This is a genomic window from Methylorubrum sp. SL192, assembly GCF_026672325.1.
GTDB lineage: Bacteria > Pseudomonadota > Alphaproteobacteria > Rhizobiales > Beijerinckiaceae > Methylobacterium > Methylobacterium extorquens.
Genome location: NZ_JAPPQV010000003.1, coordinates 3103509 through 3120575, shown reverse-complemented (window position 1 = coordinate 3120575; position 17067 = coordinate 3103509). Strand labels below are relative to the sequence as shown.

19 protein-coding genes are annotated in these 17067 nt (G+C 70.8%); 11 read left to right on the top strand and 8 right to left on the bottom strand.

Annotated features, from left to right (window positions below):
* The first annotated feature begins 92 nt into the window (after window positions 1-92).
* Window positions 93-1127 (top strand): aldo/keto reductase, encoded by a 1035-nt coding sequence (locus OVA30_RS15490; RefSeq protein WP_003605024.1) that lies wholly within the window; start codon window positions 93-95, stop codon window positions 1125-1127.
* Window positions 1128-1215: 88 nt separating this feature from the next.
* On the opposite strand, the gene OVA30_RS15485 is transcribed toward OVA30_RS15490, so the two are convergent.
* From OVA30_RS15485 to OVA30_RS15475, 3 genes are read right to left on the bottom strand one after another with little or no spacing between them, the layout of a single operon-like run.
* Entirely contained in the window at window positions 1216-1434 is a 219-nt protein-coding gene (locus OVA30_RS15485; RefSeq protein ID WP_268175991.1) for a hypothetical protein, read from the bottom strand.
* A gap of 2 nt (window positions 1435-1436) precedes the next feature.
* Window positions 1437-1682: a hypothetical protein gene (locus OVA30_RS15480; RefSeq protein WP_015824037.1), complete on the bottom strand. Its 246-nt coding sequence runs from the start codon at window positions 1680-1682 to the stop codon at window positions 1437-1439.
* A gap of 5 nt (window positions 1683-1687) precedes the next feature.
* Window positions 1688-1975 carry a hypothetical protein gene (locus OVA30_RS15475; RefSeq protein WP_003605030.1) on the bottom strand — a complete coding sequence of 96 codons (288 nt, stop codon included), beginning with the start codon at window positions 1973-1975 and terminating at the stop codon, window positions 1688-1690.
* Window positions 1976-2217: 242 nt separating this feature from the next.
* Here OVA30_RS15475 and OVA30_RS15470 point away from each other — a divergent pair, with 242 nt between their 5' ends.
* The 4 genes from OVA30_RS15470 to OVA30_RS15455 are packed head-to-tail and all read left to right on the top strand — an operon-like array spanning window position 2218 to window position 5468.
* Window positions 2218-3393, top strand: a complete 1176-nt coding sequence (locus tag OVA30_RS15470; RefSeq protein ID WP_268175990.1) for an acyl-CoA dehydrogenase family protein — start codon at window positions 2218-2220, stop codon at window positions 3391-3393.
* Window positions 3390-3986 carry an SAM-dependent methyltransferase gene (locus OVA30_RS15465; protein WP_268175989.1) on the top strand — a complete coding sequence of 199 codons (597 nt, stop codon included), beginning with the start codon at window positions 3390-3392 and terminating at the stop codon, window positions 3984-3986. The genes OVA30_RS15470 and OVA30_RS15465 overlap by 4 nt, the downstream gene beginning before the upstream one ends.
* Before the next feature lie 13 nt (window positions 3987-3999).
* Window positions 4000-4728 carry a cytochrome b/b6 domain-containing protein gene (locus OVA30_RS15460; RefSeq protein ID WP_268175988.1) on the top strand — a complete coding sequence of 243 codons (729 nt, stop codon included), beginning with the start codon at window positions 4000-4002 and terminating at the stop codon, window positions 4726-4728.
* Window positions 4725-5468, top strand: coding sequence for a molybdopterin-dependent oxidoreductase (locus OVA30_RS15455; RefSeq protein ID WP_268175987.1), 744 nt, complete (start codon window positions 4725-4727; stop codon window positions 5466-5468). Before OVA30_RS15460 ends, OVA30_RS15455 begins: the two co-directional genes overlap by 4 nt.
* Window positions 5469-5477: 9 nt before the next feature.
* Here OVA30_RS15455 and OVA30_RS15450 read toward each other — a convergent pair whose 3' ends face one another.
* From OVA30_RS15450 to OVA30_RS15440, 3 genes are read right to left on the bottom strand one after another with little or no spacing between them, the layout of a single operon-like run.
* A complete protein-coding gene (locus tag OVA30_RS15450; RefSeq protein WP_015952087.1) occupies window positions 5478-6251 on the bottom strand; it encodes an ABC transporter ATP-binding protein in 774 nt (257 codons plus the stop codon).
* Window positions 6248-7297, bottom strand: a complete 1050-nt coding sequence (locus OVA30_RS15445) for a FecCD family ABC transporter permease (RefSeq protein ID WP_268175986.1) — start codon at window positions 7295-7297, stop codon at window positions 6248-6250. The genes OVA30_RS15450 and OVA30_RS15445 overlap by 4 nt, the downstream gene beginning before the upstream one ends.
* On the bottom strand, window positions 7294-8343 hold the full coding sequence (locus tag OVA30_RS15440) for an iron ABC transporter substrate-binding protein (RefSeq protein WP_268175985.1): 1050 nt from the start codon (window positions 8341-8343) through the stop codon (window positions 7294-7296). The genes OVA30_RS15445 and OVA30_RS15440 overlap by 4 nt, the downstream gene beginning before the upstream one ends.
* Window positions 8344-8509: 166 nt before the next feature.
* On the opposite strand from OVA30_RS15440, the gene OVA30_RS15435 reads away from it, so the two are divergent.
* Window positions 8510-9376, top strand: a complete 867-nt coding sequence (locus OVA30_RS15435; protein ID WP_101475586.1) for an alpha/beta fold hydrolase — start codon at window positions 8510-8512, stop codon at window positions 9374-9376.
* A 73-nt stretch (window positions 9377-9449) separates the two neighbouring features.
* On the opposite strand, the gene OVA30_RS15430 is transcribed toward OVA30_RS15435, so the two are convergent.
* Window positions 9450-10580 carry a hypothetical protein gene (locus OVA30_RS15430; protein ID WP_268175984.1) on the bottom strand — a complete coding sequence of 377 codons (1131 nt, stop codon included), beginning with the start codon at window positions 10578-10580 and terminating at the stop codon, window positions 9450-9452.
* A 248-nt stretch (window positions 10581-10828) separates the two neighbouring features.
* A complete protein-coding gene (locus OVA30_RS15425) occupies window positions 10829-12502 on the bottom strand; it encodes a bifunctional protein tyrosine phosphatase family protein/NAD(P)/FAD-dependent oxidoreductase (protein WP_268175983.1) in 1674 nt (557 codons plus the stop codon).
* Between the two features lie 126 nt (window positions 12503-12628).
* Between OVA30_RS15425 and OVA30_RS15420 the strand changes: the two genes are divergently transcribed.
* The 5 genes from OVA30_RS15420 to OVA30_RS15400 all read left to right on the top strand — a co-directional run bounded on the left by OVA30_RS15420 (window position 12629) and on the right by OVA30_RS15400 (window position 17064).
* Entirely contained in the window at window positions 12629-13294 is a 666-nt protein-coding gene (locus OVA30_RS15420) for a peroxiredoxin (RefSeq protein WP_268175982.1), read from the top strand.
* 2 nt (window positions 13295-13296) lie between these two features.
* Window positions 13297-14190 carry an MBL fold metallo-hydrolase gene (locus OVA30_RS15415; protein ID WP_268175981.1) on the top strand — a complete coding sequence of 298 codons (894 nt, stop codon included), beginning with the start codon at window positions 13297-13299 and terminating at the stop codon, window positions 14188-14190.
* 38 nt (window positions 14191-14228) lie between these two features.
* On the top strand, window positions 14229-14615 hold the full coding sequence (locus tag OVA30_RS15410) for an ArsR/SmtB family transcription factor (protein ID WP_268175980.1): 387 nt from the start codon (window positions 14229-14231) through the stop codon (window positions 14613-14615).
* Window positions 14612-15394, top strand: a complete 783-nt coding sequence (locus tag OVA30_RS15405; protein ID WP_268175979.1) for a sulfite exporter TauE/SafE family protein — start codon at window positions 14612-14614, stop codon at window positions 15392-15394. Before OVA30_RS15410 ends, OVA30_RS15405 begins: the two co-directional genes overlap by 4 nt.
* Before the next feature lie 245 nt (window positions 15395-15639).
* Complete coding sequence (locus OVA30_RS15400) at window positions 15640-17064, top strand: cytochrome ubiquinol oxidase subunit I (protein WP_268175978.1); 1425 nt, start codon at window positions 15640-15642, stop codon at window positions 17062-17064.
* The last annotated feature ends 3 nt before the right edge of the window (window positions 17065-17067 follow it).

Genomic DNA, 17067 nt, shown 5'->3' with positions numbered 1-17067 from the left:
CCGCCGCATTGCCGGGGCGCGCCGGTCTCCTCAAGACGGGGGCGGGCGGCCTCTCAGGGCCGTTTCCCGACAGCCACAGCGGAGTGACGGACATGGAATACCGGCAGTTCGGACGCTCGGGCCTCAAGGTACCGGTGCTCAGCCTCGGCACCGCCACCTTCGGCGGCACCGACGCGTTCTTCCAGAACTGGGGCAGCACCGGCGTGGCCGAGGCGAGCCGCCTGATCGATCTCTGCCTCGATGCGGGCGTCAACTTCCTCGACACCGCCGACCTCTATTCGAGCGGCGATTCCGAAAAGATCCTCGGCGAGGCGATCAAGGGCCGCCGCGACCGGCTCCTGATCTCCACCAAGGCGACCTTCCGGGTCGGCGAGGACGTGAACGCCGTCGGCTCGTCGCGCCACCACCTGATCCGCGCCTGCGAGGCGAGCCTGAAGCGGCTCCAGACCGACCATATCGACGTCTACTTCATGCACGGCTTCGACGCGCTGACCCCCGTCGAGGAGACCCTGCGGGCGCTCGACGACCTCACCCGTTCGGGCAAGATCGGCTATATCGGCGCCTCGAACTTCTCCGGCTGGCAATTGATGAAGGCGCTGGCGACCTCGGAGAAGGAGGGGCTCGCCCGCTACGTCGTCTATCAGGGCTATTACTCGCTGATCGGCCGCCACTACGAGTGGGAGCTGATGCCGCTCGGCCTCGACCAGGGCGTCGGCCTGATGGTGTGGAGTCCGCTGGGCTGGGGCCGGCTCACCGGCAAGATCCGGCGGGGGCAGGCGGCCTCGGGCGGGCGGCTGTCCACGGCGAGCGGCGCGGAGGGCGGTCCCACCGTCTCCGACGACTACCTCTACGATGTGATTGATGCCCTCGACGCGGTCGCCGCCGAGACCGGCAAGACGGTGCCGCAGGTGGCGCTGAACTGGCTGCTCAGCCGCCCGACCGTGTGCAACATCGTCATCGGCGCCCGCAACGAGGAGCAGTTGAAGCAGAATCTCGGTGCGGTGGGCTGGTCGCTCACGCCCGACCAGATCGCCCGCCTCGACGCGGCGAGCCGGGAAAATCCGATCTATCCGTATTGGCACCAGATCGGCTTCGACGAGCGCAACCCCAAGCCGACGGCTTGGTGAGGCGGGACGGGTCCGCCAAGAACCCCTCTCCCCGCGGGCGGGGCGAGGGGATGCGTCCGCAAATCGACCCGGTGAGCCGTGAACGGCCTCACATGCTGATCTCGGGCCCGTGCTTGTCGCCGTCATCCGGCACAGGGCCGGCCTCGCCCTGCCAGGGCAGGCTTTGCCAGGGCGGCTGGCCGACCCGAGCCTCGTATTCCTCCAGCGGCAGGGTGGTCTCACCGCCCTCCCCGTCCTGAACCCGGACGTGGCTCGGGCGCGGCTGCTTCGGCGGGCAGAGGAACAGGCCCTTGAACGAGGTCGCCATCGTCAGAGCCCCTCCGGCTTTTCGCCCTTGGGCGTGCGATGGGGGTGTGCGGGGCGGGCGCGCAGGTAGCCCTTGAAGCGCAGATACTCGGCGACGATCTCGCAGATCGCCCGGTCCCGCGGCAGGCGCTCGACCGCGCAATGCTCGTCCAGCGCCGCCACGACCTCCGGCGGGAAGGTCAGGATGCCGGCAAGCTTCGGTTCGGGCGCCGGATCGGTCTCGTGTTCGGTCTCGCTCACGGTCTGCACCCTCTCTACACGCCGGATCCGGCCGGCGGTACGCCCTGCTCCGGCGTGGGGATCACACCGAGCCCGTCCGCATCGCCGGGTCGGGTGGCCCCGAGCCGCCGCAGCAGCGCTTCGTAGGTCTGTACCGCCGGGGAGTCCGATTGCAGCTCGCGAGTGTCGGCCAGGAGCCGGCGCACGTCCTCCACGAACAGGTCGCGCGCCTGCCCTCCTCCGGGGCTCGCCTCGAACAGGCGGCTGAGGGCCAACTCGAACACGCCCATGAGAAGGCCGAGTCGCTCGGTGTCGTCCGCCATCGCTCCCCTCCGGATGTCGTCCCGGCCGCTTGTGCGGTCCGGCCGAAGACTGGAACGCCCATGAGGCGCCCCGCGGTTCCGCCCCTGACAGTGCCGGGGATAATCCAGCCCCCCGCCACTGCGCCGCATGGGAAGACGCGCTCTGCCGCTCTAGGTTTTGTTCCTGGATGGCTTTCCCGTAAGGCCGGCAGCCCGCTCGCGGGCCGGTGCGCCCGCGCGGGGGTGCCGGAGCCGTTCGGGGGATGTCGTACGATTCATCGAACCCCGAGCCGCTTGTGTCGCCCCATTCGCTCCTCTCTCTCGCGCGGTCTCCTGGGGCATCCCGGGCCGGCGCCTGCGACGAGACGGCGGATGGGCAGGGTGGTTTTCCCGCGCAGGCCATCGCCCGGCTGCGTCGGGCCGGGCATCTCGCCGCGCCCCTGCCCGAAGCGCTCGGTGGTGCCGGATTGTGCGAGCCCGCCCGCGTCGACGCTCTGCGGGCGCTGCTGACGGAGATCGGCCGTGACGATCTCGCGGTCGGGCGTCTCTTCGAGGGCCACGTCAACGCACTGGCCCTGGTGCTGCGCTACGCCGACACCGCCGTCGCCGAGCGGCTTGCCCGCGACGCGGTGGAGGGCCGGCTCTTCGGCGTCTGGAACACCGAGCCGGCTGAGGGCGGCCTCGTCCTCGACGGTGCGGACGGCCTCGACGGCGTGAAGACCTACGCCTCGGGGGCGGGCTTCGTCACCCGCCCGCTCGTGACGGCGCGGATCGCCGACGGGCGCCGGCTGATGCTGGTGTTGCGCCTCGAACCCGGCGAACGGGCCGACCTGTCGGATTGGCGCGTTCACGGCATGCGCACGACCGCGACCGGGACCGTCGATTTTTCCGGGCTCGGCCTGCGCGACGGCGAGGTGATCGGCGCGCCGGACGACTATTGGCGCCAGCCCTTCTTCTTCGCCGGGGCGTGGCGCTTCCTCGCGGTCCAGCTCGGCGGGATCGAGGCGGTGATCGAGACCCACCGGGCGCATCTCGCCGCCACCGGCCGGGCCGATGACCCGCACCAGCAGGCGCGGTTCGGGCGGGCCATGGTCGCGGCCGAGACGAGCCGCCTGATCGTCGCCCGCGCCGCCCGCCTCGCCGCCGCGGAAGCCGACCACCCCGAGCGGGTCATCGCCTACGTCAACCTCGCCCGCGCCGCGGTCGAGCAGGCGGGGCTTGACGTCATCACCCTGGCGCAGCGTTCGATCGGGCTCGCGGGTTTCCTCGAAAGCCACCCCCTGGAGCGTCTGATGCGCGACCTCGCCACCTATCTGCGCCAGCCGGCCCCGGATTTCGCCTTGACCGGCATGGCCGCGCACGCGCTGGCGGCCGACGAGCCGCCCCACGCCCTGTGGCCCGACGAGGCCGCCCCGCGCGCCGCGGAGCGTGTGGGATGAGCGGCCGTCGGACGGAGACGCTGCCGGAGCGCTACTTTTCGGAGATCTACGCCTCCGATCCCGATCCCTGGGGCTTCACCTCCAGCGCCTACGAGGCGGAGAAATACGCCGCGACGCTGCAGGCTCTACCGCAGGCGCGCTACAAACACGCTCTCGAGGTCGGCTGCTCCATCGGCGTCTTCACCCGGGCGCTCGCCCCCCGCTGCGGGGCGCTGACCGCCCTCGACGTCGCGCAGGCTGCCCTCGACGCCGCTCAGGCGCGTTGCGCCGAGTACCCGCAGGTCGGCTTCGTCCGCGGCGCGGTGCCGGAGGTCTGGCCGGAGGGCCGGTTCGACCTCATCGTCTTCGGCGAGATGCTCTACTTCCTCAGCATGGAGGATCTGGCCCGGCTCGTCGCACGGGTGGAGGCGAGCCTGGCGCCGGGGGGCGACTGCGTCCTCGTGCATTGGCTCGGCGAGACCGATTACCCCCTCTCCGGCGATGCGGCGGCGGAGGGCTTCATCGCGGGCGCGGCCCCGTTCTGCCGGGTGCTGTCCGGCACGCGCACGGATGCCTACCGCCTCGACGTGCTGCGGCGGTCGGACGGGCCATGATGGCGGACAGGCCATGACGAACGCGATGACGGCGCGTGGAGAAAGTGCCGTCCCGCGCCATCCGCTCTGGGTGCGCCTGACCCATTGGGTGAACACCGGCGCCTTCCTGGCGCTCCTCGTCAGCGGATTCGCGATCCTGCTCGCCCTGCCCCGGCTGTTCTGGGGCGAGACCGGGGCCAACGACGCTTCGGCCTGGATCGTCCTGCCGCTGCCGGTGAACCTCGAACAGACCGGCTGGGGCCGCAATCTCCACTTCCTCGCCGCCTGGATCTTCGTCCTCAACGGCGCGCTCTACGGGCTCGTCGCCCTGGCGAGCGGGCATTTCCTGCGCCGCCTGACCCCCGAGCGTGACCAGCTCCACCCCCGGCACATCGCGGCCGACATCCGCGCGCATCTCCGGCTCACCGGCTCGGGTGCAACGGGCGCGCACCGCTACAACGTGCTGCAGAAGCTCGCCTATCTCGTCGTCATCCTCGTGCTGGCGCCGGTGATGCTGCTCTCGGGCCTCACCATGTCGCCCGGCGTCACGGCGGCCTACCCCGAGCTGTTCACCCTGTTCGGCGGCCGGCAATCGGCGCGCACAATCCACTTCCTGTCGGCGGTTCTGTTCGTCGGCTTCCTCCTGATCCACGTCTGGCAGGTGCTCGCCAACGGGCCGCTCGACCTGATGCGGGGCATGATCACCGGGCGCTCCGCCCGGCCGAAATCCCCGTCGGCGCCGTCAGAGGAGGACCCGCGATGAGCGATCTCACCCGCCGCAGGCTGATGCTCGGCTCCTCGGCAATGGGGATCGGCGGCCTTCTCGGCGGCTGCGAGCTGATCGAGAGCGGCCCGCGTCGATCAGGCCTCTACGGCTTGAGCGACACCCTGACGCTGGCCACCCAGCGCTTCCTCCTGCGCGACCAGCCGCTGGTGCGGGAGTTCGGGCCGGAGGCGATCTCGGCGGTGTTTCCCACCATCAACACCACCGATCCCGACAACCCCGATTACCGCCGCTCGAAGGCGGCCGGGTTCTCCGATTGGCGCCTGCCGGTGAGCGGCCTCGTCGAGCGGCCCGCCGCCTTCACGCTGGCCGAGCTGAGGGCAATGCCGGCCCGCACGCAGGTGACGCTGCATAGTTGCGAGCAGGGCTGGTCGGCCATCGGCGGCTGGACCGGCGTTCCGCTGTCCCACGTTCTGGCGAGCGTCGGGCTCAAACCCGAGGCGCGCTTCATCGTGATCCGCACGGTGGACGGCTGGTGGGACAGCTACGACCTGTTCGACGCCCTGCACCCGCAGACGATCCTGGCCTACGGCATGAACGGCGGCGACCTGCCCGTGGCCCACGGCGCGCCGGTGCGCCTGCGGGTCGAGCGCCAACTCGGCTACAAGTCGCTGAAATACCTCGCCAGCATCGAGGCCACCGACCGCGTGGACGGGCTCGGCCAGGGCCGGGGCAGCATGGTCTCGGAGATGGGGTTTTCCTGGTACGCGGGGATCTGAGAGGTCGGCTCAGCCGATCAGCGGCGTGCAGACCGCCCGCCCCTGCCCCGGCAGCGGCACCACCGCGACCTCGACCCCGTAGAGCAGCCGCAGGGTCTCCGGCGTCACCGTCTCCGAAGGCGGACCCAAAGCGACGAGGCGCCCGCCATGCAGCAGCGCCACCCGGTCGGCGCAGAGGAAGGCGTGGCCGGGATCGTGCGTCGAGAGCACCACGGCGATGCCGGCGGCAGAGAGGCGCCGCACCTGGGTCAGCACCCGCGCCTGGTTCCCGAAATCGAGGCTCGCCGTCGGCTCGTCCATCACGAGGAGCCGCGGCTCGCCGGCCAGGGCGCGGGCGATCAGCGCGAGCTGGCGCTCGCCGCCGCTGATCTCGGTGTAGATCCGCTCGGCCAAGTGGCCGATGCCCAGCGTCGCCAGCGCCCGCTCGGCCGCCGCGCGGTCGGCCGGGCCGGGGCTGGCAAAAGCGGAAAGCCGGCTCGCGCGGCCCATCAGCACCACCTCCCGCACGGTGAAGGGGAAGAAGGCGGCATGCGCCTGCGGCACGTAGGCGATTCTTTTTGCAACTTCGCGGCGTGGTAACGCCGACAGGTCGGTGCCGTCCAAGAGGACGCGGCCGGCGAGCGGGCGCAGCAGCCCGAGCAGAGTCTTGAACAGCGTGGTCTTGCCGCCGCCGTTCGGCCCGAGCAGGCAGAGCGCCTCGCTGTCCCGAAGCGTCAGGCTGACGCCGGAGCCGACCACGCGGGTGCCGTAGCCGAAGGCGAGATCCTGAACCTCCAGGATCATGCCCAGCCCCGCTTTCCCGCAGCCAGCAGCCAGAGGAAGAACGGCGCGCCGACGAGCGCCGTGAGGATGCCGAGCGGCACCTCGATGGTGGCCACCGTGCGGGCCAGGAGATCGACCGCGGTGAGGTAGCCCGCTCCGAGCAGCATCGAGGCCGGCAGCAGGCGGCGGAAATCCGGCCCGACCAGCAGCCGGGCGACGTGCGGCACGATCAGCCCGATCCAGCCGATGACGCCCGTCACCGAGACCGCGGCGGCGGTCACCAGCGTCGCGCCCGCCACCAGGAGCGGGCGGAGCCGGCGCGTCTCGACGCCCAGCGCGCGGGCCTCCTCGTCGCCGAGGCTCATCAGGTTCACGCGCCAGCGCAGCAGCACCAGGGGAGCGAGGCCGAGGGCCATCGCCGGCAGGATCGCGGCGATGTCGCCCGCCGTGACCGAGGCGAGGCTGCCGAGCAGCCAGAAGGTGATGGCGGGGAGTTGGTTGTAGGGGTCGGCGAGCACCTTGAGCAGCGAGATCCCGGCCCCGAGCAGCGCCCCCACGGCGACGCCCGCGAGCACGAGGGTCAGCACCGGATCGTGCCTGCGCACCGCGAGGCCGACGGCGTAGACGGCGCCGACCGCGGCGAGCCCTCCGGCGAAGGCGAGCCCCTGGATCGCCGCCACCGGCAGGGCGAGCACGATGCCGAGCACCGCTCCGAGGCTCGCGCCCGCCGAAACCCCGAGGATGTCCGGCGAGACCAGGGGATTGCGAAACAGCCCCTGATAGGTCGCCCCCGCCGCCGCGAGCCCGGCTCCGACCACGAGCGCCCCGAACACACGCGGCAGGCGCACGTTCAGCACCACGGTCTGCGCGGCGGGATCGAGGGCGGGCGCTTGGCCGAACAGCTTGGCAACGAGCACCCCGAAAACGTCGGCGAGCGGCACGGGGTAGCGGCCGATGCCGAGCGAGACCAGGACGAGGAGGATCAGCGCGACCGGGGCCAGGACCGCCAGCGGCAGGAGGCGCCACCGCGCGGGTCGGGCCTGAGCGGCGCTCGCGGCCTCGCTCACCGGGTCGGCCCCGGTCCGGCGGCGTCGCGCAGGAGGCGGTCGAGCTGCTCGGGCGTGAGCTCGACCCGGTAGAAGCGCTTGTAGAAGTCGCGCACGGCGTCGCCGAGCGTCTGCGGGAACTGCTCGGGGAAGAACAGGCCGGCGAGCCAGCGCAGGCCGATCAGGCGGTTGACCCCCGGCGGGGCATCGACCCAGCCGAAGGGCAGCGTCGGCACCGCGTGGACGCGGCCCTCCCGCACCGCCTTCAGCCCGTTCCAGAGCGGGTCGGCGGCGGCGAGCTTCGGGAAATCGGGGTCGAGGGCGATGATCACGTCCGGGTTCCAGACCAGCACCTGCTCGGGCGAGACGGCGGCGAGCCCGCCGGCACCCGCCCCGGCCACGTTGCGGCCGCCCGCCGCCTCGATGATCTCGGTGTTGATCGAGCCGGACAGGCCCGTCTCCAGCCCGCGGGGGCCGCGGCCGTAATAGACGCGCGGGCGCTTCTCCTCCGGCACCGCGGCCACCGCCTCGGCCACCCCCTTCAGGATCGTCTCCGACGCCGCGGCGAGCGCTTCGCCGGCCTCCGGCGTGCCGATGAGCTGGCCCAGCGTCCGGTAGGTCTCGGGCGTCGCGCTGAAACGCCCGTCGAGCAGCAGGTAGGGGATGCCGGTCTGCGCCTGCACCCGGTCGGCAAGGGAGGCGTAGGTCGCCGCCGTGCTGCCGACATCGACGATGAGGTCCGGCTTGAGCGCCAGCACCGCCTCGACATTGGCGCTGCCGCCCCGCCCCGTCAGCCGCCCGGTGGCGGGCAGGTCGCGCAGTGCCGGGGCGAGATACGCGCGCTCCTCCGGGCTCGGCGCCCGCGGCCAGCCGATCATCTTGTCGGGCGCCAGGGTGGAGAGCAGCACCGCCGCGGGCGGGCCGGCGGCGAGCACCCGGAGCACCCGCTCCGGCACCTCGACCCGGCGCCCGGCGGCGTCGGTGAAGGGCCGGGCCGCCGCGAGGCAGGACCACAGCAGGGCCGGCCACAGGCAGGCGAGCGCGAGAAGGCAGCGGAGCAGCGGCATCGGGGAAGGGCGTCTCCCGTGATCGGATGCTACCTATAGCGGCTTCCGCCCCGGTTGGCGCCGCGCCCGAACCGCGCCGGCCCTGCCGGGTTGGCCGAAATACCGGCATCTGTCCCGGCATCTGTCCCGACTTGCCCATCGACCGCGCGCGAGTGTCCCCGAACCCATGTCCGATCCCGCCGTCAGCCACCGTCACATCGACCTCCGCGGTCTGCGCCTGCATGTCGCCGAGGCGGGGCCGGCGGATGGGGTGCCGACGATCCTGCTGCACGGCTTTCCGGAATTCTGGTTCGGCTGGCGGCATCAGATCGGGCCGCTCGCAGGCAGCGGCCTGCGCCTCCTCATCCCCGATCAGCGCGGCTACGGCCTGAGCGACCGCCCCAAAGGCATCGCCGCCTACCACCTCGACCGGCTCGCCCAGGACGTGATCGCGCTCGCCGATGCCTGCGGGCTCGCGCGGTTCAACCTCGTCGGGCACGATTGGGGCGGGCTCGTCGCGTTCTGGGTCGCGAGCTTTCACCCCGAGCGGGTCGAGCGGCTCGCCGCGCTGAACGCCTGCCATCCCGGCGTGTTCGGCCCCTATCTCCGGCGCCATCCGGGGCAGGCCCTGCGCAGCGCCTATGCCGGCTTCTTCCAGCTCCCCCTGCTGCCCGAACGGGTGCTGACGGCGCGGGAGGGCCGCCTGCTGCGGGCCCTGATGCGCCGGTCGAGCGCGCCCGGCAGCTTCACCGAGGCCGATCTCGACGTCTACGCGCGCGAATGGCTGCGCCCCGGCGCGGTCACCGCGATGCTGAACTGGTATCGGGCGCTCGCTCAGCTGCCCCGCGAGCGGCACCCGCCGAAGATCGTCGCGCCGACGCTGATCCTGTGGGGGGAGCGCGATCAGGCGCTCCAGACGGGCCTTGCCGAGGCGAGTCTGGACCTATGCGAGCGGGGCCGCCTGCAGCGTTTTCCGCAGGCGACCCACTGGGTGCAGCACGACGCGCCGGAGGCGGTCAACGCCGCGCTGATCGACTTTCTGGGACGGTCGTAGACAACCATAAAAGAATGCCGGGGCAGAGCCCCGGCATTCCGCCAAAGGGATGATCCCTTTGAAGTTCCGCTGATCAGCGGCCGCTCATGCCGGCGCCGCCCTCGGTGCCGCCGCGCGAGCCGGATTGCATCCCGCCGCGCTGCTCGCTGCCGCGGTTGCCGCCCGTGTTGCCCATGCCGCCGCCCTGCTCAGAGGCGTTGCGGACGCCGCCGCGCTCGTTGCCCTCGCCGCGCATGCCGACATTGCGCGCGCCCTCGCCGCCCCGGCCCTGCTCCATCGAGCGACCGCCGCGTTCAGCCCCGCGCTCGGCCCCACGCGCCTGATCCGAGGCACGCATCTCGTTGCGCTGGCTGTCGCGGGTCTCGCTGCTGCGGCTGCGCAGATCGGTGCGGGTCTCCGACCCACGGACCTCGTTGCGCTCGCGGAAGCCCGCATTGACCGTGCCGCCGCGCCGCTCGGTGGTCGAGACGGTGGTGGAGAGGCGACGGTACTCGGGCGAGCCGTACACGACGCGCTGGCCGCGGATCGTTACGTAGCGGCGCGTCTCGCCGACGCTGACGAGGCGGCGATATTCCGGCGAGCCGTAGATCACGCGCTGGCCGCGGATGGTGACGTAGCGGCGCGGGCCGGTGCTGCGGCGCTCGGTGACGATCAGGCGGCGATACTCGGGCGAACCGTACACGATCCGTCGGCCGCCGACGAACACGTACCGGCCCTCGCGGCGATAGCCGCCATCGACGGTGGTGGAGCGCACATCGGTGCGGCTGCTGACATGAGTCCGGTCGTGGGTGCGGTCGTGCGTGCGATCCTGGAACCGGTCGCTCCGCTCGGCGCGGGCGTTGCTGCGGACCGTGTCGCTCCGCTCATCGCGCTCGGCCGTATCGCGGCCGGCGCGACCGCTCATGCCGCGCTCCGAACCGCGCTCGCCGCGCGCCATGTCACCGCGATCCGCCCCGCCCCGGCCGGCTTCGCCGCCGTCCCGGGCGGCGCTGCGCTCACCGCCCATGGCGTTTCCACCCCCGCGCGCCTCGCTGCCCTTGGCGCCCATGCCGCCGCGCTCGCTGCCCGACATCCCGGTCTGCCCACCGGACTGCTCCGCACCGGCCCGCATGCCGCCGCGCTCGGACCCACCGGTCGCGGCGCTTTGAGCGTAGACCGACGTGCTCATCAGCAACGCGGCAAGACCCATCGCAATCGTCTTCATGGCGTATCCTCCGAAACTTTAGACGCTCAAAACGTCGCAAATGACAAAAGGGTTCTGCGAAAAGATGCCTGATCGGAAAAAGTCCGATGGGTCGCGTGGGGATTGATTTATGTGAACAAGCTTGGCCATTTGACGTGGATGACGTCTTGCGTGTTCTGCAGGCGTCTTCGCAGATTGGCTCTGATGCCGGGCTCGATCTGCGCATCGACGCGAGCGACGGCCTGGATCGACCTCTTGGTGCGGCGCGATCAAACCGCCCGCTTGGGCTTGGCCATCCACTCGCGCCCCATGAGCATGCCGTGCCAGTAGAGGGGCGGGAGCAGGCGCTCCTTGAGCAGCCACGCGGCCCGGCTCGGCTTCGTACCGTCGAGGAGCCAGGACGGGAAGCTGGGAAGAAGCTTGCCGCCATAGCCGAACTCGGCAAGCAGGATCTTGCCGCGCTCGACGGTGAGCGGGCACGAGCCGTAGCCGTCGTAGACGGCATCCGGCCCCTCGATGAAGCCCATGTCGCGCAGCAGGTTGTGCGCCACCACGGGCGCCTGCTTGCGTGCCGCGGCGGCGGTCTTGGCGTTCGGCGCGCTGCAAGCGTCGCCCAGCCCGTAGACGTCGGTAAAGCGCTTGTGGCGCAGACTCGCCGGGTCCACCTCGACCCAGCCGCTCGGATCCGCCAGGGGGGATTCCCTGACGAAATCGGGGGCCTGCTGGGGCGGAACGACATGGATCATGTCGAACCCGGTCTCGACCGTCGATGGGGTCCCGTCCTCGGCCGTGCAGGTGAACCACGCGCGCTTGGCCGAGCCGTCGATGCGCGTGAGGTCGTGACGGAAGTGCAGCTTCGCGTCGTAGCGCCGGACGTACTCCATCAGGGGCGGCACATATTCCTTCACGCCGAACAGGCTCGGGGTCGCCGTGAAGAGGTCGATCCCGATCTCCCTCAGGCGGCCGGCACGCCGCCAATGGTCGGCGGAGAGATACATCGCCTTCTGCGGGGCGCCCGCGCACTTGATCGGCATGGGGGGCTGGGTGAACACGGCCCGACCTCCGCCGAGGTTCCGGACCAGCTCCCAGGTATAGGGCGCGAGGTCGAAGCGGTAGTTCGAGGTGACCCCGTTCCGGCCGAGCGTTTCGACCAGCCCCTCGATGCCGCCCCAGTCGAGCTTGAGTCCGGGGGCGACGACGAGGCGGTCGTAGCCGATGGTCCGGCCGTCCTCCAGCATCACGGCCTTCCTCTGGGGCTCGAAGGCGACAACGCCGGCCTTGATCCACGTCACGCCGTCCGGGATCAGGGACGCCATGGTCCGGGCGGTCACCGCCGTGTCGAACACGCCGGCGCCCACCAGCGTCCAGCCGGGCTGGTAGTAGTGGATGTCGGCCGGGTCGATCACGGCGACCTCCAGGTCGGGCTTGCGCGCCTTCAGGCTTGAGGCCGCCGCGAGGCCGGCCGCGCCGCCGCCGACGATGACAATCGCGAACCGTTGCTCGGTTCTCTCTTTCGCCGCGCCGGCCTGCGCCGCCATCCGGGGCGCGGCGCCTTTCAGGTCGTAGCCTGCGGCCTTCGTGGCCGCCAGGATCTCCGCCACGGCGCGGCCGCGCCGTGCCTCGGCGAGCGACCATAGCGTCGCCGAGCGCGTGCCGGTGCGGCAATAGGCCAGCACCGGCTTCGGCAGGGTGTCCGCTGCCGCCTCGAAGGCCGCGACATCCGCGTCGGTGATACGGCCCGACGTGACCGGCAGGTCGCGGGCGACGAGGCCGCCCTCCCCGGCCCGCCGCTCGATCTCACGAAAATTCGGCTGGTCGGGGGCCTCGGCGTCGGGGCGGTTGCAGAGGATCGACCGGAACCCGGCGGACGCGACCGCCGGGATGTCGTCAGGCCGGATCTGCGGTGCGACGGCCAAGTCGCGCGTGATGTGATGGACGTCCACCGACGGCTCCGTCGCTATATAAAATTGCATATTGACTTAATCCCCCGGAGCATATCGAATATTGACAGTGGCACAGTACCGGCACTACCTGCCTCTATGCCGGCGAAAAGCCTGGAGCATCGATATATGATTTCACATATTGAAAGGTCCGATCTGGCGACCGACCGGCCGGCCGGCCCCCCGGTGATGGGCGATCCCGCTCCGGGCTTCCGCGCGCGCACGACGATGGGCGAGCGGACGCTTGAGGATTACCGCGGTCGCTGGCTGGTCCTGTTCTCCCATCCGGCGGACTTCACGCCGGTCTGCACGAGCGAGTTCCTCGCCTTCTCGCGCGCCCATCCCCGGTTCCAGATGCTGGATTGCGACCTGCTCGGCCTCTCGGTCGACAGCCTGTCGTCGCACCTCGCCTGGGCGCACAACATCGAGGAGCGCTTCGGCGTCCGCGTTCCGTTCCCGATGCTGGAGGATCCCTCCATGGCCATCGCCCGCGCCTACGGCATGCTGCCGCCGGGCGCCGTGTCGAGCGCGACTGTGAGGACCACCTTCGTCATCGATCCGGACGGGATCATCCGGGCCTCCACCACCTACCCGATGACGGTCGGGCGCAGCGTCGAGGAGATCCTGCGCCTCGTCGCCGCGCTTCAGGTCACCGACGAGGCGGACGTCGTCACACCGGAGGCTTGGCGGCCGGGCGACCCGATCCTCGTCGCGCCGCCGCTGACGTTCCACGGAGCCGCCGCCCGTCCGGAGGGTGAGGCCGGCGACTGGTACTTCCGAACGGGAACCTTGTGACCATGACGGAGACGGACGGCCCGCACCCCATCGTCCGGGGCTTCTACGAGCGGCGCACGGGCAGCATCCAGTACGTGGTCTCGTGCCCGCGGACGAAGCGCTGCGCCATCGTCGATCCCGTGCTCGACTTCGACGAGAAGTCGGGGGCGACCGCGACGCGCTGCGCCGACGAGATCCTGGACTACATGCGCGCGGCCGGGCTCTCGGTCGAATGGATCCTGGATACGCACCCGCATGCCGACCACTTCTCGGCCGCTCAATACCTCAAGGAGCGCACCGGGGCCCCGACCGCCATCGGCGAGCGGGTCGTCGACGTCCAGAAACTCTGGAAGGCTCTCTACGGCTTCACGGACCTGCCGATCGAAGGCGCCCAATGGGACCGGACCTTCGCGGAGGGCGACGTCTTCTCGGTCGGCGAAGTGCCGGCCCGCATCCTGTTCTCGCCCGGCCACACGCTGGCCTCCGTCACCTACGTGATCGGCGACGCCGCCTTCGTGCACGACACCCTGTTCATGCCGGATTCGGGCACCGCGCGGGCCGACTTCCCCGGCGGTAGCGCCGTCGCGCTCTGGCGCTCGATCCAGGCCATCCTCGCGCTGCCGGACGCCACGCGCCTCTTCACCGGGCACGATTACCAGCCGGGCGGTCGCGAACCGCGCTGGGAAAGCACCGTCGCCGAGCAGAAGGCCGCCAACACCCACATGGTCGCGGCGCGCAGCGAGGCGGAGTTCGTGCGCATCCGAGAGGCGCGCGACGCCACCCTGCCGATGCCCAAGCTCATCCTGCACGCGTTGCAGGTCAATATCCGTGGCGGCCGGCTGCCGGAGCCCGAGGCGAACGGCAGGCGCTATCTCAAGTTTCCGCTCAACGCCCTGGAAGGGGCGGTGTGGGAATGAGCCCGGCGGCCTCATTTCCCGAGGACAAGGCCCGGGAGGTGTCCGACCTCCTGAAGGTGTTCGCCCATCCCGGACGGTTGCGCCTCCTCAGCCGCTTGTTCGAAGGCGAGTGCTCCGTGGCCGAGATGGAGCGCGAACTCGGCATCCGCCAGCCGAGTCTCTCCCAGCATTTGGGCGAGTTGCGCGAGGCCGGGCTGGTCTCGACTCGCCGCGAGCACAAGACGGTCTTCTACACGCTGACAGCGCCCCGTGCGGTCGAGCTCGTCGAGATCCTGCACGCGATGTTCGGTTCGGAGGAGCCGCGCCGTCCCCGTCGCGGGAAGGCGAGCGAACGGGCCCGCAATGGCGGGGCGGCCATGTTCGCCCAGGCGGGCGCGGCGGCGACCGGCCGGAGCCAGGATCCTCCGGAGCCAACCCCGCGATGAGCGTCGTGCTCGCCCTCCTGTCCGGCGGCTTCGTCGGGTTCAGCCTCGGGCTCATCGGCGGCGGCGGGTCGATCCTGGCGACGCCCCTCCTGCTCTACGTGGTGGGCGTGGGGCAGCCGCATGTCGCGATCGGGACGGGCGCGCTCGCGGTGGCGGTCAGCGCCATGGCGAACTTCACCGGCCATTGGCGGGCGGGCAACGTGCGCTGGGGCAACGCGCTGGTGTTCGCGGCCTTCGGTGTCGTCGGCGCCCTCGGTGGCTCGACGCTGGGTAAGGCCTTCGACGGCGAGCGTCTGCTCTTCCTGTTCGCCCTGCTCATGATCGCCGTCGGGCTGCTGATGCTGCGGTCCGGCGAGCGCAACGGCTCCGGGCGAGTTGCGGCCGGCGCGCCGTCCGCCCCCGCCTTCACGCCGAGATTGGCCGTGGTGGCGCTGGCCGTCGGCGGGGCGTCCGGGTTCTTCGGGATCGGCGGCGGCTTCCTGATCGTGCCGGGTCTCGTGTTCGCGACGGGGATGCCGATGATCAACGCCATCGGCACCTCGCTCTTCGCGGTCGGTGCCTTCGGCCTTGCGACGGCGGCGAATTATGCCCTCTCCGGCCTGATCGATTGGCCGGTCGCGGCCCAGTACGTCGCCGGCGGCCTCATCGGCGGCTGGGTCGGCATGCGCCTCGCCTGCCGTCTCGCCGGACGGAAGGGCGCGCTCGATCGGATCTTCGCGTCCCTTATCTTCACGGTCGCCGCTTACATGCTCTACCGGACAAGCGCGGCCTTGACGTAACGACCGTCAGGGCCCGGCCAGAACTGGGCAAACCGGCGCGCAGGCCCTCCATCGGGGTGAACCACGCCTGGGGCGCGGCGTAATCATCGCGGCCGCGACGCTCCCGTCTGATCTCGATCAATGCGGCCTTCAGCGTGATGCGCTTCCCTGTTGGGGCGTACTTTGCCGGTGCCTCCAATACAGGGGGTGTCGAGGATGTGCGCTGAGGGAGCCGTACTTCACTTCCGCCGATCGAGTTTCTAAAGATGCCGGACATCTACCTCCCCAGCGCACTCGATCTCGCTCGGAGCCAATTCGCCTTCACGGTCGTCTGGCATTTCCTGTTTCCGGCTTTCACCATCGGGCTGGCCAGCTTCCTTGCCGTGCTCGAAGCCTTCTGGCTCACCACCGGACGCGCGGTCTATCTCGATTCCTACCGGTACTGGCTCAAGATCTTCGCCATCGCGTTCGCCATGGGCGTCGTCTCGGGGCTCGTCATGAGCTACCAGTTCGGCACCAACTGGTCGGTCTTCTCCGACAAGACGGCTCCGATTCTCGGTCCCCTTCTGGGCTACGAGGTTCTGACGGCCTTCTTTCTGGAGGCGGGTTTTCTCGGAGTGATGCTGTTCGGACTGGAGCGCGTGGGCCCGCGCCTCCACTTCCTGGCCACCTGCCTCGTCGCGGTGGGCACGCTGACCTCGGCCTTCTGGATCCTGTCGGCCAATTCCTGGATGCAGACGCCGGCGGGCTACGTGCTCGACGCCAACGGCCATTTCGCGCCCCAGGATTGGTGGGCGGTGGTCTTCAACCCGTCCTTCCCGTTCCGTTTCGCCCACACCGTCACCGCCGCCTACCTGACCACCGCGATGATCGTCGGCGCGGTGGGGGCGTGGCATCTCCTGCGCGACCGATCGAACCCGCGCGCGCGCCTGATGTTCTCGATGGCGATGTGGATGGCGGCCATCGTCGCCCCCGTCCAACTCGTCCTGGGCGATCTGCATGGGACCAACACCTACCACCATCAGCCCGCCAAGGTCGCGGCGATGGAAGGCCATTTCGACAGTGAGCGGCGCGCGCCCTCGATCCTGTTCGGCTGGCCGGACGCGCGGGCCGAGACGACGCGTTGGGCGATCGGCATCCCGGGGCTCGCGAGCCTGTATCTCGCCCACGACCTCAACGCCGAGGTGCGCGGGCTGAAGGCCCTGCCCCGCGACACCTGGCCGACCAACCTGCCCCTGGTGTTCTGGGCCTTCCGGGTCATGGTCGGGCTCGGCTTCCTGATGATCGCCTTGGGCGTGACCTCGCTCTATCTGCGTTGGAAGGAGCGGCTCTACACGTCGCGATGGCTGCACCGCTGCGCGGTCGCGATGGGCCCGTCCGGTCTCGTCGCCGTCACGGCGGGCTGGGTGGTGACGGAATCCGGGCGTCAGCCCTTCACGGTGTACGGGCTGCTGCGCACCGCCGACAGCGTCTCACCCATCGCCGCCCCCGCGGTCGCGACCTCGCTGGCCGCGTTCGCCGTGGTCTACTTCGTCGTGTTCGGGGCCGGCATCTGGTTCCTTCTGCACCTCTTCAATCAGCCCCCGCGACCGCACGAGGCGGGTCTGCCCACCGGTCAGCCGGTGCGCACCGCCGGCATTACCCCGGCCCCGGCGCTCGCCGCCGGTCCGAATGCCCAGCCCGCTGAGTGAAGG